This window comes from Sphingobium sp. AS12 (assembly GCF_019097845.1).
Taxonomy (GTDB): domain Bacteria; phylum Pseudomonadota; class Alphaproteobacteria; order Sphingomonadales; family Sphingomonadaceae; genus Sphingobium.
This window is the reverse complement of the sequence record NZ_JAHRGM010000035.1, coordinates 425,089-440,904: the sequence shown is the minus strand read 5'-3', so window position 1 is coordinate 440,904 and position 15,816 is coordinate 425,089. Positions and strand designations below refer to the sequence as shown.

The 15,816-nt window shown below is 63.8% G+C and carries 11 protein-coding genes and 1 tRNA gene; 3 read left to right on the top strand and 9 right to left on the bottom strand.

The window, feature by feature from the left end:
* Nucleotides 1-62: 62 nt before the first annotated feature.
* On the top strand, nucleotides 63-1,907 hold the full coding sequence (locus KRZ98_RS15445) for an ABC transporter ATP-binding protein/permease (RefSeq protein ID WP_217674336.1): 1,845 nt from the start codon (nucleotides 63-65) through the stop codon (nucleotides 1,905-1,907).
* 60 nt (nucleotides 1,908-1,967) lie between these two features.
* On the opposite strand, the gene KRZ98_RS15440 is transcribed toward KRZ98_RS15445, so the two are convergent.
* On the bottom strand, nucleotides 1,968-2,363 hold the full coding sequence (locus KRZ98_RS15440) for a thioesterase family protein (protein ID WP_119746998.1): 396 nt from the start codon (nucleotides 2,361-2,363) through the stop codon (nucleotides 1,968-1,970).
* A 61-nt stretch (nucleotides 2,364-2,424) separates the two neighbouring features.
* On the bottom strand, nucleotides 2,425-4,500 hold the full coding sequence (locus KRZ98_RS15435; RefSeq protein ID WP_217674335.1) for a S9 family peptidase: 2,076 nt from the start codon (nucleotides 4,498-4,500) through the stop codon (nucleotides 2,425-2,427).
* 111 nt (nucleotides 4,501-4,611) lie between these two features.
* On the opposite strand from KRZ98_RS15435, the gene KRZ98_RS15430 reads away from it, so the two are divergent.
* Complete coding sequence (locus KRZ98_RS15430) at nucleotides 4,612-6,393, top strand: aminopeptidase P family protein (RefSeq protein ID WP_217674334.1); 1,782 nt, start codon at nucleotides 4,612-4,614, stop codon at nucleotides 6,391-6,393.
* Here the strand turns inward: KRZ98_RS15430 and KRZ98_RS24435 are convergent.
* Complete coding sequence (locus KRZ98_RS24435) at nucleotides 6,390-6,518, bottom strand: hypothetical protein (RefSeq protein ID WP_302849118.1); 129 nt, start codon at nucleotides 6,516-6,518, stop codon at nucleotides 6,390-6,392. The genes KRZ98_RS15430 and KRZ98_RS24435 overlap by 4 nt on opposite strands.
* Nucleotides 6,519-6,631: 113 nt before the next feature.
* Here KRZ98_RS24435 and KRZ98_RS15425 point away from each other — a divergent pair.
* Nucleotides 6,632-6,706, top strand: a tRNA-Thr gene (locus tag KRZ98_RS15425).
* A gap of 57 nt (nucleotides 6,707-6,763) precedes the next feature.
* On the opposite strand, the gene KRZ98_RS15420 is transcribed toward KRZ98_RS15425, so the two are convergent.
* The 6 genes from KRZ98_RS15420 to KRZ98_RS15395 all read right to left on the bottom strand — a co-directional run bounded on the left by KRZ98_RS15420 (nucleotide 6,764) and on the right by KRZ98_RS15395 (nucleotide 15,805).
* Complete coding sequence (locus KRZ98_RS15420) at nucleotides 6,764-7,798, bottom strand: LacI family DNA-binding transcriptional regulator (protein WP_217674333.1); 1,035 nt, start codon at nucleotides 7,796-7,798, stop codon at nucleotides 6,764-6,766.
* Between the two features lie 67 nt (nucleotides 7,799-7,865).
* The gene (locus KRZ98_RS15415) at nucleotides 7,866-9,884 is read right to left on the bottom strand and encodes a TonB-dependent receptor (protein WP_217674332.1); all 2,019 of its coding nucleotides are present in this window, start codon (nucleotides 9,882-9,884) and stop codon (nucleotides 7,866-7,868) included.
* A 121-nt stretch (nucleotides 9,885-10,005) separates the two neighbouring features.
* Nucleotides 10,006-11,391, bottom strand: a complete 1,386-nt coding sequence (locus KRZ98_RS15410) for a porin (RefSeq protein ID WP_217674331.1) — start codon at nucleotides 11,389-11,391, stop codon at nucleotides 10,006-10,008.
* A 131-nt stretch (nucleotides 11,392-11,522) separates the two neighbouring features.
* The gene (locus tag KRZ98_RS15405; protein ID WP_217674330.1) at nucleotides 11,523-12,623 is read right to left on the bottom strand and encodes a helix-turn-helix transcriptional regulator; all 1,101 of its coding nucleotides are present in this window, start codon (nucleotides 12,621-12,623) and stop codon (nucleotides 11,523-11,525) included.
* Nucleotides 12,624-12,740: 117 nt separating this feature from the next.
* The gene (locus KRZ98_RS15400; protein WP_217674329.1) at nucleotides 12,741-13,385 is read right to left on the bottom strand and encodes a class I SAM-dependent methyltransferase; all 645 of its coding nucleotides are present in this window, start codon (nucleotides 13,383-13,385) and stop codon (nucleotides 12,741-12,743) included.
* A gap of 128 nt (nucleotides 13,386-13,513) precedes the next feature.
* Nucleotides 13,514-15,805 carry a CDC48 family AAA ATPase gene (locus KRZ98_RS15395; RefSeq protein WP_217674328.1) on the bottom strand — a complete coding sequence of 764 codons (2,292 nt, stop codon included), beginning with the start codon at nucleotides 15,803-15,805 and terminating at the stop codon, nucleotides 13,514-13,516.
* Between the last annotated feature and the right edge of the window lie 11 nt (nucleotides 15,806-15,816).

The window sequence follows — 15,816 nt, the reverse complement described above, 5'->3', positions numbered from 1 at the left end:
TGTGTTATCGCACCCTCTAAACCACCGCTGGATAATCCCGCGCCGCGCTCTACATAGCGCCTATGCCCCCTGACATGCCCACATCTGCGCCCTTGCCCCCTGTCTGGGCGACGCTTCGGCGGTTCCTGCCCTATTTGTGGCCGGCGGACGCCCCGGCGCTACGGCGGCGGGTGGTGGTCGCCATGTTGTGCGTGCTGGCGGCGAAGGCCATTAGCCTGGCCATGCCCTTTGCCTATAAGGCCGCGATCGACCGGATGGTGCCGGGGATGGAACCGGCGGCCAGCCTGGCCATCGCGCTGGTCGCGGTCTATGCGGGCGCGCGCTTTGGCAGCGTGTTGTTCGACAATCTGCGCAATGCGGTGTTCGAGAAGGTCGGGCAGGAGGCCGGGCGGCGGCTGGCCGACGATGTGTTCGTCCATCTCCACCGCCTGTCGCTGCGCTTCCATCTCGACCGGCGCACCGGCGCTGTCACCAAGATTGTCGAACGCGGCACCAAGAGCATCGACACGATGCTCTATTTCCTGCTGTTCAACATCGCCCCTACCGTGCTGGAGCTGGTCGCGGTCTGCGCCATCTTCTTCGTCAAGTTCGGTGCGTGGCTGGTCGTGGTCACGCTGGCGATGGTCGCGCTCTATATCTGGTTCACCCGCACCGTGACCGAATGGCGCAACCAGCTGCGCCGCGACATGGTGGACATGGACACCAACGCCGTCGCCCATGCGGTCGACAGCCTGCTCAATTTCGAGACGGTCAAATATTTCGGCGCGGAACAACGCGAGGCGAAACGTTACGGCACATCGATGCGGCGTTATGCGCAGGCTGCGGTCAAGAGCGAGAATAGCCTGGCCTGGCTCAATATCGGCCAGTCGCTGATCACCAACCTGATGATGGCGGGGGCGATGGGCTATACCGTGTGGGGATGGAGCCGGGGGCAGTTCACGACGGGCGACGTAGTGCTGGTCAATACGCTGCTGGCCCAGCTGTTCCGACCATTGGACCTGCTCGGCATGGTCTATCGCACGATCCGCCAGGGGCTGATCGACATGGAGGCGATGTACAAGCTGATGGACACGCCGCAGGAGATTGCCGACGCGAACGGCGCGCCTGCCCTTGTCCCGTCCGGCGGCGAAGTGCGGTTCGATCATGTGCGCTTTGGCTATGATCCCGAACGGGAGATTTTGCACGATGTGAGCTTCACCGTGCCTGCGGGCCGGACGCTGGCGATCGTCGGGCCATCTGGCGCGGGCAAATCCACCATCGCGCGCATCCTGTTCCGCTTCTACGATATTCAGGCGGGCCAAGTCAGCATCGACGGGCAGGATATCGCAACTGTGACGCAGTCCTCGCTGCGCGCGGCCATCGGCATCGTGCCGCAGGACATGGTGCTGTTCAACGACACGGTCGGCTATAATATCGGCTATGGCCGCGAAGGCGCGTCGCAGGCCGAGATCGAAGCCGCCGCCAAGGCCGCGTCGATCCACGACTTCATCCTGAGCCTGCCCAAGGGCTATGAGACCCGCGTTGGCGAACGGGGTCTGAAACTGTCGGGCGGCGAGAAGCAGCGGGTGGCGATTGCCCGGACATTGCTGAAAGACCCGCCAGTCCTAGTGCTGGACGAAGCGACCAGCGCGCTCGACAGCCGGACGGAGAATGAGATTCAGGACGTGCTGCGCAACATTGCGCGCAAACGCACCACCCTGATCGTCGCGCACCGCCTGTCCACCGTGGTCGACGCTGACGAGATCATCGTGCTGGACCAGGGCCGCATCGTCGAACGCGGTCGCCACGCCGATCTGGTCCGGGCCGACGGTCTCTATGCCGTGATGTGGAACCGGCAGGCGGCCGAGCGGGAGGATATGCCGGTCGAGCCGGGGATTGGGGATGTGTTTGAGGTGGTGCGGGAATAAACCATTTTCCGTTCGTTTCGAGCGAAGTCGAGAAACGAACGGAGCAGTGGTCACCCACCCTCAATCCACAAAATTCGCCGCCACTTCCGGCGGCACGCGCAATATGCGGCCCGTGCCTTTGTCCACGATCGCCCAGGTGGATCTGGCCGTGACCTTCACCTTGCCGTCGGGTCCGGTAAACTCGATCAGCCGGTCGAAGCGCGCACCGCGCGGGCCATCGGGTATCCAGGTGCGGGCCGTCACCGTCTCGCCCTCCGCCACATTGCCGCGATAGTCGATCTCGTGGCGGGTCACGACCCAGACATAGGCATCGACATGCGCCGGATCGGCATCATGGGTCCAATGCTCGGTCGCGACCTGCTCCATCCACTGGACCCAGACCGCGTTGTTGACGTGACCGAGTATGTCGATGTCGGCAGGCTGGGCGGTAATGTGCGTGGTGTAAGTGGCGGGCATTACCCTCTCCTCCGTTCGGGCTGAGCCTGCCCCCGGCTTGATCGGGAATGGGTTGGCTCTGTCACGCCCCGGCCATCCCCATCTGCCACAGGATGAACGCAAATTCCTCCGCGCTTTCGTGCAGGCTCTCGAACCTGCCCGACTTGCCGCCATGGCCTGCGCCCATATTGGTCTTGAGCAGCAGGACATTGTCGTCGGTCTTGGTTGCGCGCAGCTTGGCGACCCATTTGGCCGGCTCCCAATAGGTCACGCGCGGGTCGTTCAGCCCTGCCGTCACCATCAGCGGCGGATAATCCTGCGCCTTCACATTGGCGTAAGGATCATAGGCCAGGATCGTCTCGAACGCAGCCTTGTCCTCTATCGGGTTGCCCCATTCGGGCCATTCGCCCGGCGTCAGCGGCAGCGTCTCGTCCAGCATGGTGTTCAGCACATCGACGAACGGCACATGCGCCACAACCGCGCCCCACAGATCGGGATCGCTATTGATCACCGCTCCCATCAGTTCGCCCCCGGCAGAGCCGCCCGAAATGCTGATCCGCCCCTTGCTGGTATAGCCAAGGTCAATCAGCCCCTTGGCCACATCGACAAAGTCGGTGAAGGTGTTGTTGCGTTTGTCCAGCTTGCCGTCGAGATACCATTGCTGGCCCAGATCGTCGCCGCCGCGAATATGGGCGATGGCAAAGGCAAAGCCGCGGTCGAGCAGCGACAGCCGCCCGGTCGAAAAGCCCGGCTCCATCGCCATGCCATAGGCGCCATAGCCATAAAGGTGCAGCGGCGCGCTGCCGTCGCGGGGCAGGTCGGCGGGATAGACGATCGATACCGGAATCTGTGTGCCGTCGCGCGCCGGGATCATCAGCCGCTCGGTGGCGTAGCGGGTCGCGTCATAGCCCGACGGGATTTCCTGCACCTTGAGGAGCTCGAACCGCTCCTCGGCAATATGATAGTCGAAGATAGTGTCGGGCGTGACCATCGATTCATAGCCGATACGCAGCACGGTCACATCATATTCGGGATTATCATCCAGCGACGCGGAATAACTCGCCTCCGGGAAAGGCAGGCGTTTTGGCGTGTGGGTCGCATAATCGCGAAGCTCGATCTGGTCGAGGCCGTCCTGCCGCCCTTCGGTGACGTAGAAGCGTTTGAACAGGGTGAAGTCGGTCAGGTAGAAATGGGCGTCGGGCGCGATGACTTCCTCCCACTGATCGGGCGCGTCCAGCGTCGCCTTCACCAGCCGGAAATTGGGATGGGTGTCGTTGGTCTTGATATAGAGCGTGCCATCATGTTCATCGACATCATATTCCCGGCCCGCCTGCCGCGCAGCCACCAGCAAAGGCGGCGCAGTGGGATTGTCGGCAGGGATCAGCCAAGCTTCGGTGGTCACATGATCGCCGGTCGCGATGACGATCCATTTTTCCGATGATGTGAGGCCGATCGAAACACGGAACCCCTCATCATCTTCATGGAACAGCTCGACGTCGGAGGCGACGCTCTGCCCCAGCCAGTGCAGCCGCGCATTGTCGGTGCGCCAATTTTCATTGGCGAGGCCATAGAGCAGCCCCTTGCTGTCGGACGTCCACACCAAAGATGACAGCGTATCGGGGATCGATTCGGGCAAAATCTCGCCGGTGAACAGGTCCTTGATCCGCGCCTCGAATCGTTCCGACCCGTCATTGTCGATCGCATAGGCGAGGTAGCGGCCATCGGGGCTGACCGACATGGCACCCAGCCGGAAATAATCATGGCCCTCCGCCAGCGCCGGTTCGTCCAGGATCAGCTGATCCGGGCCGCCCACCACGGGCTTGCGATACCATTTGCGATATTGCGCCCCTGTCTCGAACGCGCGCCAGTAGATATAGTCGCCATCCCTTTGCGGAACGGAACTGTCATCTTCCTTGATGCGTCCCTTCATCTCGGCAAACAGCGCGTCGGTTAGCCCCTTGTGCGGGGCCATGGCGGCCTCGAACCAAGCATTTTCCTGCGCCAGATAGGCCAGCACATCCGCGTCCTTGACGTCCGGGTAGCCCGGATCGCGCAGCCAGGCATAGTCATCGCTGACGGTGATGCCATGATGGGTGATGCTGTGCGGCCTGGCCAGCGCGACTGGAGCGGCAACGGGCGGCATGGTGTTTACGGTCATTCACTATCCATCTGCAAGGGAGCAAGGCGGGCGCTGGCATATGTGCCACAGCCTGCTTATGTTGTTGCCATTATGGCCTGCGCAAGGGGGCCGATACGCAAGGAAGTATGAATGTCCACCTATCAAGACCGTCTCAACGCCCTGCGCGCGCAATTGGTGCGCGACCGGCTGGACGGTTTCGTCGTGCCTTTGACCGACGAACATATGAGCGAATATGTCGGCGCCTATGCCCAGCGCCTCGCATGGCTGACCGGATTTCAGGGGTCTGCGGGCAGCGCGGTCGTGCTGCCGGAACAGGCCGCGATCTTTGTCGATGGCCGCTACACATTGCAAGTGCGTGAGCAGGTTGATGGCGCTTTGTGGCAATATGAAAGCGTGCCGCAGACCTCAATCGCGGCTTGGCTGAAAGCCCATGCCCCGGCGGGCGGGCGGATCGGCTATGATCCCTGGCTCCACACCCGTTCCTGGGTCGAGCAGGCCAGCGCCGCGCTGGCGGAAAAGGGCGCACAGTTGGTCGCGGTGGACACCAACCCCATCGACCTGGTCTGGCCTGACCGCCCTGCCCCCAGCGATGCCCGGCTGGTCGTCCATGACGACCGCGTTGCCGGGCAGAGCGCGGCGGAAAAGCGGCAGGCGATGGCCGATTGGCTGGTCGAGAAAAAGGCCGACGCGGCAGTGCTGTCCGCGCTGGATTCAATCGCCTGGACCTTCAATATCCGGGGCAAGGATGTGGACCGGACGCCAGTGGCGTTGGCCTATGCCATCGTCCACGCCGACGCGACCGCCGATCTGTATGTCGCGCCCGAAAAGATGGACGAAGCGGTCACCAAGCATCTGGGCAATGCCGTGCGCGTGCATGATCGCGCTGCTTTTGCCGATGCGTTGGCCGGTTTTGCGGGCAAGAGCGTGGTGGCCGATCCCGAACGGGCGGTGGCGGCTATTTTCGAGGCGCTCGACAATGGCGGCGCGACCGTGCTGCCGCTGCGCGATCCCGCGATCCTGCCCAAGGCGATCAAGAATCCGGTCGAGATTGCCGGGCATAAATCGGCGCAAGCCCGCGACGGCGCGGCATTGAGCCGCTTTCTGCATTGGGTATCGGTCGAAGCGCCCAAGGGCGGCCAGACCGAAATGACTGCCGCCGACCGGCTGGAAGCGTTTCGCAAGGACACTGGCCTGCTGGAGGATCTGTCCTTCGACACGATCAGCGGCGCCGGGCCGAACGGCGCGGTGGTGCATTACCGGGTCGAGGAAAAGACCAACCGCCCGATCGAGACCGGCACCCTCTATCTGGTCGATTCGGGCGGTCAATATCGCGACGGCACCACCGACGTGACCCGCACGCTGGCGATTGGCACGCCTACGCGCGAGATGCAGGAGCGCTTCACGCTGGTGCTGAAGGGCCATATCGCACTGGCGCGCGCGGTGTTCCCGGTCGGGACGCGCGGTGGTCAGCTTGATATATTGGCGCGGCAGTTCCTTTGGGCACAGGGGCTGGATTATGCCCATGGCACCGGCCATGGCGTCGGCAGCTTCCTGTCGGTGCATGAAGGACCGCAGCGGATCGCGACCTTCGGCGGCGGCGACGAGCCGTTGCAGGCGGGCATGATCCTGTCCAACGAGCCGGGCTATTACAAGACTGGCGAATATGGCATCCGCATCGAAAATCTGGTGCTGGTGGAAGAACGCGCCGTGCCGGGCGCGGAAAAACCGATGCTGGGCTTTGAAACACTCACCTTCGCCCCGATCGACCGTCATCTGATCGCGCTCGACCTGCTGAGCGCCGACGAGCGGACATGGGTCGACGCCTATCATGCCAAAGTGCTGTCGGTCGTGGGGCCGCAGCTTGATGGCGACGCAAAGGCGTGGCTGGAAGGCGCCTGCGCGCCGCTTTAATTTTTCGGACTGTCGGGCGCAGGCGGGGGCAGCACCACTTCGCGCGCCTGCGCCTTGCGACGGCGCAGATTGTTGCGCAGCGCCTGCGCCAGCCGCGCCTTGCGATCATCCTGTTCGCTAGTCATGGCATGGCCTTAAGCAAAATGTGGCATCGGCCGCAACCCGCCTTGACAAGGGCGGCGCGCGCAGCCATAGGCCCGGCTCCGCAGGCCGAACAGGCCCGTGGACGTGAAAGAGTGCTGCCGTAGCTCAGTGGTAGAGCGCATCCTTGGTAAGGCTGAGGTCGTGAGTTCAATCCTCACCGGCAGCACCATTTCTCCCCCCGACATCTTCGTGAATCAACCCGCCCTGCGGGGCCATATGCACGCCGTCAGGCGGGCGGCGGCGCGCTCGATTCCGCGATCAGCAGCGGCAGATCGACCTGCATCAGCGTTTCGGTAGGCCGTTTGGCGATGATGTCGAACAGGCACCGCGCGGCCATCTGCGCCATCTCCCCCATCGGACGCTGCACCGTCGTCAGCGCCGGGACGATCATCCTGGCCAACAGGCTGCCATCAAATCCTATGACGGTCAGGTCGCGCGGCACCATCAGGCCGCGTGAGGCGGCCACCTTGATGACACCGGCGGCCATAATATCATTGGCCGCAAAGATCGCGGTCGGCATCGGATCGATCGACAGCAGTCGCTCCGCCGCCGTCACGCCCGATTCAAAGCTGTAATCGCCAGCCGCCTCGCCCACCAGCGTTCTCCCCGCCGCGGTCAAGGCGGACAGGAAGCCTGCACGCCGCTCGTGCGCCGACAGTATGGCTGGCGGGCCTGACACATGGGCGACGCGCCTGTGGCCCAGTGCCACGATATGCTCCGCCACCCGCGCGGCGGCACCGCGCTCGTCGGACACAAGCATAGCGTCGAACCCGGCAAGGCTGACGGACGAGAGCGCCACTGCCGGGATGCCGACGTCGTGAAGAGCGTCGGCCAGGCCCGGCACGCCCGATACCGGGGCCAGGATGATAACCCCATCGACACGGGACCGCCGCACGAAATCCAGCACATCCTCGATCGATCCATCCTCGCCCGTAGGCGTTGCATGGGCGATAACCTCATAGCCCTGCGCGGTCGCTTCGTTTGCCAAGCCGCGCTGCACCTCGCCCAGCACCAGCACATTCCTGTCATTATGGATCATGCCAATCAGATAGGACCGTCCGGTCGCCAGCCCCCGCGCCCGCGCGCTGGGCCGGAAACCCAGCGCTTCGATCGCGCTCAGGATCGTCGCGCGCGTCTCCGCATTGACCTTGGGCGATCCGTTGATGACGCGGGACACGGTGCGAATGGACACATGCGCCCGCGCGGCCACGTCCGCAATCGTGACATCGGCCCCGACAGCCCAATTCCCCTGCTTCGTCATGCAGCAGCCATAGCCGGTCTGCCGATGCAGGCAAGATCAGGCCCACTGATGCACGACCACCGGCCTGTCAATGCGCGAAACTGACACCGATCCACAGGGTGCGCGGCGTGCCCAGGTCCATCGACCCGCCCGCATTGCGGGTGACGACCGCCTTGTCGAACAGATTTTCGCCCCGCGCCACCAATGTCACGCCAGGGCCGACTGGCAGCCGCGCGATGGCATCGACGGTCAGCGCGTCGGGCAGGACGTCGCTTTGCAGATCATCCTCATATTGTTTGGCGACATAGCGCAGCGTGGTGGACAGGGTCGGTCCCTGCGCCGGGCTGTAGGCGATCGTCGCGCTGGCGGCATGACGCGGGCTTTGTGCCGGGGTCAGGCCATTGAAAGCAGCGCCAGGGGCGTGGACGCGGCTGTGACTATAGGCGTAGGACGCTGACAGCCGCAGATCGCCCAGCGCTGCCGCTGCGGTCAGTTCGATCCCCTTGGCGACGATGCGATCGACATTCTGCCGCTTGCGCGTGTTGGCGACCAAAGGATTTGTCACATTGGCGATGGCATCGTCCAGCCGGTTGTAGAAAGCGGTAGCGGACAAGGTGACACCCGGTGCCGGGGTCAAGTCGATGCCCCCCTCTGCGCCCTTCAGCTTTTCGGGGGTCAGCGCATCATTGGCTTGGGTCGTGATCGGAAAGACCACGAAAGGCCGATAGAGTTCATTCAGCGTCGGCAGGCGGAAGCCGCTATAGGCCGCGCCGCGCACGGCAATGGCCTCGCTCGCCCGGTAGAGCGCGCCGACCCGGCCCGACACTTCCCAGTCGGACCGGTCGGCAAAGGCGCTATTGGTCGCCGCCCCGGTGGTGGCGCTCACCTGCCGATAGAAACCGTTGCGGATCGACCAGCGATCGGTTCGCACTCCGCCGGTCAGGACCAGATTACCGATCGTCCAGTCATCCTCGACAAAGACGCCGCTGGTCAGCTCTTCGCCCCCGGCATGGCGGCGGAAGGTCGCCGGGTTGCTCGTGATATTGGCGTTAAACGCATCCTCGAACATATCGCCGGTGGCAAAGCGGGTATCGATGCCGACGCGCAGCAAGTGATTGCCGCCAACCGGCGGGCGCAGTTCGATCTTGCCGCCAAGCCCGGTGGAAGGCGTGTTGCGCTGGTCGAGCGACTTGCGAAAGGTCGAGGCCGACATGACGATGTTGGAGAAGTTGCGCGCCTGGATATAGGCCAGCGCATCGACCTGCCAGCGTCCGCGATTGATATAGCGGATGCTGGCGTCCTGCCCCTGGCTCATACTGTCCGCGCCAGCAAAGCGCAGGGTGCGGTTATCCTGAAACAGGGTCGTGCGAAATTGCAGTTCGGCGGTAGCGGAAATGGGCGCGACCGCGCGCAAATTGGTGGACCAGCCGTCATAGGCGGCTGGCACGGTGGCCGCGACGCGCTGGCTCTTGGGCGTTGTCTGGAACCCGTCGCCCCGGTCCCATCGGCCCGACAACGACACATAGCCGCTGCCAAGGTCGGGGGTGAAGGTCGCAGACAATTCGGTCGATTCTCGGCTGCCATACAAGGCGCTTGCACCAAAGGTCGGCAACTGGTCGCGCGTGGCGCTGGCCAGTTCTATGGTGCCAGCGACCGCCCCCGCACCGAACGCACCAATGCCGCCGCCGCGCGTCACCCGGACGACCGACAGCCGGTCAGGCACCAGCGCGCTGAACGGAATATAGCCGAAAAAGGGATCGGCCATCGGCACGCCGTCGAGCAGCACCAGCGTCCGGCTCGACGCGTTGCCGCCCAGCGCGCGCAGGGTCGCCCCTTGCGCTGAAGGGTTGGCGGATCGGCTGTCGGACCGGCGAAACTGCTGGAAACCCGCAACATCGCCCAGCACGCTTTCGATCCGCCCCGACGCGCTGTCCTGCAACCGGGCGCGCTCGATCACGACCGATCCATAGGCCGAGGTGCCGGGCGGCAGCGACAGGCCGGTGCCGGTGACGATGATGGACGGCGTGTCGCCCGCATCGTCCGGCGCCTGAGCCAGCGCGGCCGTGGTAATGGACAAGAGCAAGGCGGGCAGGACGATAATTTTCATGGCGATCCCCTCGACGCCCCTCTCTTTATTTTCCATCGTCTTTGCAAACGGAAAGGGGCCGCATCCCTGTTTAGGATGCAGCCCCCGCCCCGTCACATTGTTCCTTGGGTCGATCAGCCGGTCAGAAGAACAGGATCGCCCCCGCCGCCAGCGCGTCCGAACTGGCCTTGTTGTCATTATGCGCCTTCGACGTCGTGTGGACATATTCGCCCAACAGCGTGACCCAGCTGTTCAGGCCATAGCGCAGTTGCCCGACCCAGCTGCCATTCTTGTCCACCAGCAGCGGATTGGCGAGCGCATCGGCTGCGCTGGCATAATCGAGATGGCTTTCGCCATAGCTGCCCCCGACCGAGATTTTGCCGAACGTCGCCAGCCCCTGAAGATAGAAGCCATGGCTGTCGCGCCGGTTGCCAAGGCCATCGGTGTCGAACAGGTTGAGCGCGGTGGTGCCAAGGCCCGACGCATCATAATAGGTGCCAACCACCGTGATCGGCCCGAACGTGACCTTCGCACCCGCGTCCCAGCCCCAGCCGGTATAGTCCGGCCCGGCGATCACATTATGCTTCTGGCTGATCCCCGACAGCCACAGTCGCGTCGCGACATCGCCCAGCTTGCCATCATAGACGAATTTGGCTTGGAAGCCGGGCTGCTTGTTCGATTCAGCTGGCCCCGTCAGGGAAGAAAGCGGCTCGAAAATGCCGATGCTGGCGGTGAAGCCATTGAAACTGGGCGTCGTATAAGTGATCTGCGGCTGGAAATCGGTGTAGATATAGCCAGTGCCGATGCGCCCCAGCGTCGTGTTGGATGGCGCGACATTGCCCGCAGGCGTGCCTGACGACAGCAAGGTGATGTCGTTGAGGATCGCTTCTGAACCGAACAGACCGATGTCGCGACCGATCTTCACTTCGCCAAAACCCGCCCGGCCAAAGGTCAGATAAGTCTGGCGAAAATCGATCCCTGCGGTCTGGAGCGCACGGGGATTGCCGGGGCCGTTGGCACCGCCGGCCGCTGCATAATTGACCGAGTTGATGCCCGGATACATGCCGAAATGCGCGCCGACATCCCAGCCTGCCTGTGTCGTCATCGCCTCCACTTTCAGGAAGCCAGGCAGCAGCCCGTTGCGGACCGCCGAACTATTGCCGCCAACCGTCGCCACGCCGCCCACGACGGTGTTGGTGGCGCTGGGTGCTTCGCCATTGTCATGGACGTAGAAGCCATTGACCGAACCGGAGAATTTGAGCGTGACATCGCCCATTTGCAGCCCGACGCCGCTGTCGGCCATACGGACGAGCGGCTTGCCGCCGGACGCATCGGGAGTGACCGGCGGTGCCTGTGCGGCTTCGGCGCTCTGGCCCTTTAGCAGATCCTGATATTCCTCATCGGTCAGGATGCCCTTTTCATGCAGGCGCTTGAGCAGATCGGCGGTGGTGCCGGCCATGGCCGGCGCAGCGGTGGCGGTGAGCAGCAGCGCGCCCGCCGCGCTCATCAGGCGCAACGTCCTTTTCATATCATCCTCCCGTTCGTGACGCCGGTTTCCCCCCGGCTGAAGCAGGAGAGTGACGCGCCCGGACGGACGGGAAAATTGGACTTAGGTTCTCATCCCTTCGGACAGGATGGGCGCGTCGCCTACGGTCGCGATCAGTGACTGATCAGACCGACGATCCGCACCAGTTGCGATTCCCGGCGACACCCGGTCTTGTCGTAGATGCTGCGCAACTGCACCTTCAATGTCTCCGCCGACACGGATCGTGCGGCCGCAATGTCGGCGCGGGACTGGCCCGCCGCCAGCCGGATGGCGATGTCCGCTTCGGCCGGGGTCAGGCTGAATGTCCGCATCAGCAGTTGGACATGACGGTCGCTTGGCGCACCAACCCGTGCGATCACGATGGCGCGCGGCGCGAAGGGCAGGGACCAGGGCCGGCTGGGCAGTGGATAAATTTCAAGCATGATCCCAACCCCACCGGCGTCGTCGCCCAGCGCGACCGGGTCAGCCGCGCGGCCGGGCGGGTCGATCACGGTGCGGACGGCGCGGGTGATGGCGCGGCTTTCGTCCGCCCGTTCGCTTGCCAGCCAGCCGTCGGTCACCCTGATACGGCTGGTCGCCAGCAGCGCTTCGGCGCGCGGAGTCATGCCGCCGACCCGGCCCGTCGCATCGAGCAACCAGCAGGCCCGGTCCATCGCCTCGAACGTGCCCGACAGCAACGAAAATCCCTGCTGCTCAATCGCGCGCTGGAGCCGCACGGCGGTGCGGGCGTGGCCTGCAATTTCGCCGAACAGGTCACGCTGTTCCTGCGTCGTGCGCCCGTCCTTGCTGTCGCGCAGCAGCGCCAGCCCGATCATCCCTTCCCGTCCAGCCAGAAGGCGGGTCTGGCAGCCGTCGAAAATGTCGAAATCGGCGCACAGGTCGAGATAGTCGTCGGACCGCAATGACTGGCGGGCGACGTCATAATGCGCTTCGTGGACGATCTGGGGATTATCCGCCAGCCCGTCTGCGGCGACACGGAAATTCAGGTCGGGCCGGGACTGGTCGATCGCGGCGGTCTTGGCGATGATGCTGTCATCAATGTCGCTGATCCAGTTGAAGCCGCTGGCACCAGGACCAAAGCCGATCAACTGGCCATGACGCGAGCCCGTAGCATTAGCCATGGCCCTGATCGCCCCGTCCCAATTTTGCGGATCAAGCGCGGCGGACAGAAACAAGTCCGCCCATTTATCCCCATCCGTGGCGTATGACGCCATCCCCAAAACCCCCACAGTCCCGGGGGGCATCCGTTACGCAATATGCCAGTGAAGTCAAATAAACGGCGAGAATAATGTCTTATAATTCTTGGCGATGTTGATTTGGATTAATCCAAATCAGGCCGCCTGCGCCAGCGCCTCTTCCCGCACGGCACAGAACATCCGGCAGGGGGGAATATTACGCCATTCCAGTTCATCGCTGACCCGCCCGAAAACCGGGGCCAGCAAGCGGCGGACATAGCGCGAATATTGATAGACCAGAAACGCCCCACCCGGCCGCAATGCAGCCCGTGTCTCGGCGCAGATCGCCGCTCCCACGCCATCGGGCAGCGTCGAAAAAGGGATGCCGGACAATATATAGTCGGCTTGGGGCTTCCCCGCTTCCCGAATGAAACGGCGTACATCAGCGGCCGATCCATGCACGACCTTAAGCCGTGGATCGTCGAACTGCGCCTCCAGATAGGCGACGAAATCCAGGTTCAGGTCGATCGCCAACAGGGTGGCGTCGGGATGCAGCCGGTCGAGGATCGCCTGGGTGAAAGTGCCCACCCCCGGTCCATATTCGACGAAAAGCCGAGTATTGTGCCAATCGACCTGGTCCAGCATCCGGTTCACCAGAGCGGCGGACGAAGGGATGACCGATCCGATCATGCCGGGATGTTTGACGAACTGGCGGAAAAACATGCCCCATTGCTGGAAGAACCGGCCCGCACCTGCCTTGCCGCCCGTTATGTTTTTCTTTTTCAAGGGTATGGAGGCCATCACTATCCGTCTGTCTATAGTCGTGGTCGGGCGTCGCAAATATCGGCGCGACTGGCAAGCTGCTTTGCATGTGCATGACAAGGAACGCGCAGGCGGCAGATGGTTTCCTTTGCCACCTGCGCGTTTCGTTAATCCCGCTCCCGCCCGCGCAACATGCCCGGCGCGACGAAGCCGATCGGATCGACCTGCATCGCCTTCTGCTTCAGCGTCGCCTGGATCTTTTCATATTCATGCTCCATTTCCGGCGTCACTGACGCGCGGGTTTCCTCCAGCGCTGCCTCGAAATGCGCCATCGTCACCTTGTCGACCGACAGCGATTGGCGCAGCGCAAACAGGCCAGCGCGGCGCGCCAGATCCTCCAGATCCGCGCCAGTAAAGCGCTCCGTCCGCTCCGCCAGCGATGCCAGATCGACATCGTCGGCCATCGGCATCTTGCCCGTATGGATCGACAGGATGCGCTGGCGCCCCGCCTGATCGGGGACCGGCACATAGATCAGCTCATCGAACCGCCCCGGCCGCAGCAACGCGGGATCGACCAACGTCGGCCGGTTGGTCGCCCCGATGACGACCACTGATTGCAGTTCTTCCAGCCCGTCCATCTCCGCCAAGATCGTGTTCACCACCCGCTCGGTCACTTGCGGTTCGCCCATGCCATTGCCGCGCGCGGGGACCAGGCTGTCGAGTTCGTCGATGAAAATGACGGTCGGCGCCACCTGCCGCGCACGGGCGAACAGCCGGGCAATCTGCTGCTCGCTCTCGCCATACCATTTGGACAGCAGGTCGCTTGATTTGGTCGCGATGAAATTGGCCTGCGCCTCCCGCGCGACTGCCTTGGCCAGCAAAGTCTTGCCAGTGCCGGGCGGGCCATAGAGCAGGAAGCCCTTGGCCGGACGGATGCCAATGCGGCGGAAGGCGTCGGGGTCTTTAAGCGGCAGCTCTACCCCTTCCTTCAGCCGCATCTGCGCCTCGTCCAGCCCGCCAATGTCGGACCAGCCGATATTGGGTGCCTGCACCATCACTTCGCGCATCGCCGAGGGTTGGACCCGTTTGATCGCGGCCATGAAATCATCGCGCGTAACCGACAATTCCTCCAGCACGTCCGGCGGAATCGTCCCGTCCTCCAGATTGAGGCGCGGCATGAAACGGCGCACCGTGTCAATCGCAGCCTCGCGGGTCAGCGCGGCCAGATCCGCCCCGACAAAGCCGTATGTCATGCGCGCCAGTTCCGACAGGTCGACCGTGTCGCCCAGCGGCATTCCGCGCGTATGGATACCCAATATCTCGCGCCGCCCGCGCTCGTCGGGGACGCCGACCACGATCTCGCGGTCGAAGCGACCAGGACGTCGCAGCGCCTCATCAATCGCTTCGGGGCGATTGGTGGCCGCGATCACGACCAGATTGGTGCGTGGCTCCAGCCCGTCCATCAGGGTAAGCAATTGCGCGACGAGCCGCTTTTCGGTCTCGCCGGTCACCTGTCCCCGCTTGGGTGCGATCGAATCGATCTCGTCGATGAACAGGATCGACGGCGCAGCCTTGGCCGCTGCCTCGAAAACCTCGCGCAGCTGCTTTTCGGATTCGCCATAGGCCGACCCGACAATTTCCGGCCCGTTGATCAGGAAGAATTCGGCCTCCGATTCATTCGCGACGGCGCGCGCGAGCCGGGTCTTGCCCGTCCCTGGCGGACCATGCAGCATCACCCCGCGCGGCGGATCGACGCCGAGCCGCTGGAACAGTTCGGGGTAGCGCAGAGGCAGCTCGACCATCTCGCGCAACTGGTCGATCGTGTCCGCCATGCCGCCGACATCGTCATAGGTCACATCGGCGCGACGAGCCTCCTTCGGCTCCTCATATTCGGGGCGCAGCTCGACCTCGGTCTCGGCATCGATATGGACGATCCCCTTGGGGATGGTCGACACCACCACCAGCCGGATTTCCTGCAAGGCATAGGCGGGCGCGGCCAGCATCTGGCGCAGTTGGGGCGGCATGTCGCCGGGCGGCACCTGTTGCTGACCCGCGGTTGCAACCACATCGCCCGCCGTCAGCGGCCGCTGAAAGAATACGCGCTTCAACGCTTCGGGATGGCCCTGAAGCCGCAGATTATTTTGTGCAGGTGCGAACACGACCCGCTGCGCGGCGCGGGACTCCAATTTATCGATATGCACGAAGTCGCCGGAGCCGACCCCGGCATTGGCGCGCTGCAACCCGTCCAGGCGCAGCACGTCCAGCCCTTCATCCTCCTTGTAAGGGCGCACCACCCGCGCGGCGGTCGATCGCTTGCCGATGATCTCGACAACATCGCCTTCGGCCAGGTTCAACTCCGCCATGACCGCCAGGGGCAGCCGCGCCAGCCCGCGTCCGGCATCTTCCGGCCGCGCATTGGCGACCTGAATCCGTCGTCCCGTGCTGTCCTCTTGCGCCATGATGCTGTCCT

What these genes read in the sequence shown, in the direction of transcription:
- KRZ98_RS15445 (WP_217674336.1), top strand. Translation starts at nt 63, where the DNA reads ATGCCCCCTGACATGCCCACATCTGCGCCCTTGCCCCCTGTCTGGGCG.
- KRZ98_RS15440 (WP_119746998.1), bottom strand. Translation starts at nt 2,363, where the DNA reads ATGCCCGCCACTTACACCACGCACATTACCGCCCAGCCTGCCGACATC.
- KRZ98_RS15435 (WP_217674335.1), bottom strand. Translation starts at nt 4,500, where the DNA reads ATGACCGTAAACACCATGCCGCCCGTTGCCGCTCCAGTCGCGCTGGCC.
- KRZ98_RS15430 (WP_217674334.1), top strand. Translation starts at nt 4,612, where the DNA reads ATGTCCACCTATCAAGACCGTCTCAACGCCCTGCGCGCGCAATTGGTG.
- KRZ98_RS24435 (WP_302849118.1), bottom strand. Translation starts at nt 6,518, where the DNA reads ATGACTAGCGAACAGGATGATCGCAAGGCGCGGCTGGCGCAGGCGCTG.
- KRZ98_RS15420 (WP_217674333.1), bottom strand. Translation starts at nt 7,798, where the DNA reads ATGACGAAGCAGGGGAATTGGGCTGTCGGGGCCGATGTCACGATTGCG.
- KRZ98_RS15415 (WP_217674332.1), bottom strand. Translation starts at nt 9,884, where the DNA reads ATGAAAATTATCGTCCTGCCCGCCTTGCTCTTGTCCATTACCACGGCC.
- KRZ98_RS15410 (WP_217674331.1), bottom strand. Translation starts at nt 11,391, where the DNA reads ATGAAAAGGACGTTGCGCCTGATGAGCGCGGCGGGCGCGCTGCTGCTC.
- KRZ98_RS15405 (WP_217674330.1), bottom strand. Translation starts at nt 12,623, where the DNA reads ATGGCGTCATACGCCACGGATGGGGATAAATGGGCGGACTTGTTTCTG.
- KRZ98_RS15400 (WP_217674329.1), bottom strand. Translation starts at nt 13,385, where the DNA reads ATGGCCTCCATACCCTTGAAAAAGAAAAACATAACGGGCGGCAAGGCA.
- KRZ98_RS15395 (WP_217674328.1), bottom strand. Translation starts at nt 15,805, where the DNA reads ATGGCGCAAGAGGACAGCACGGGACGACGGATTCAGGTCGCCAATGCG.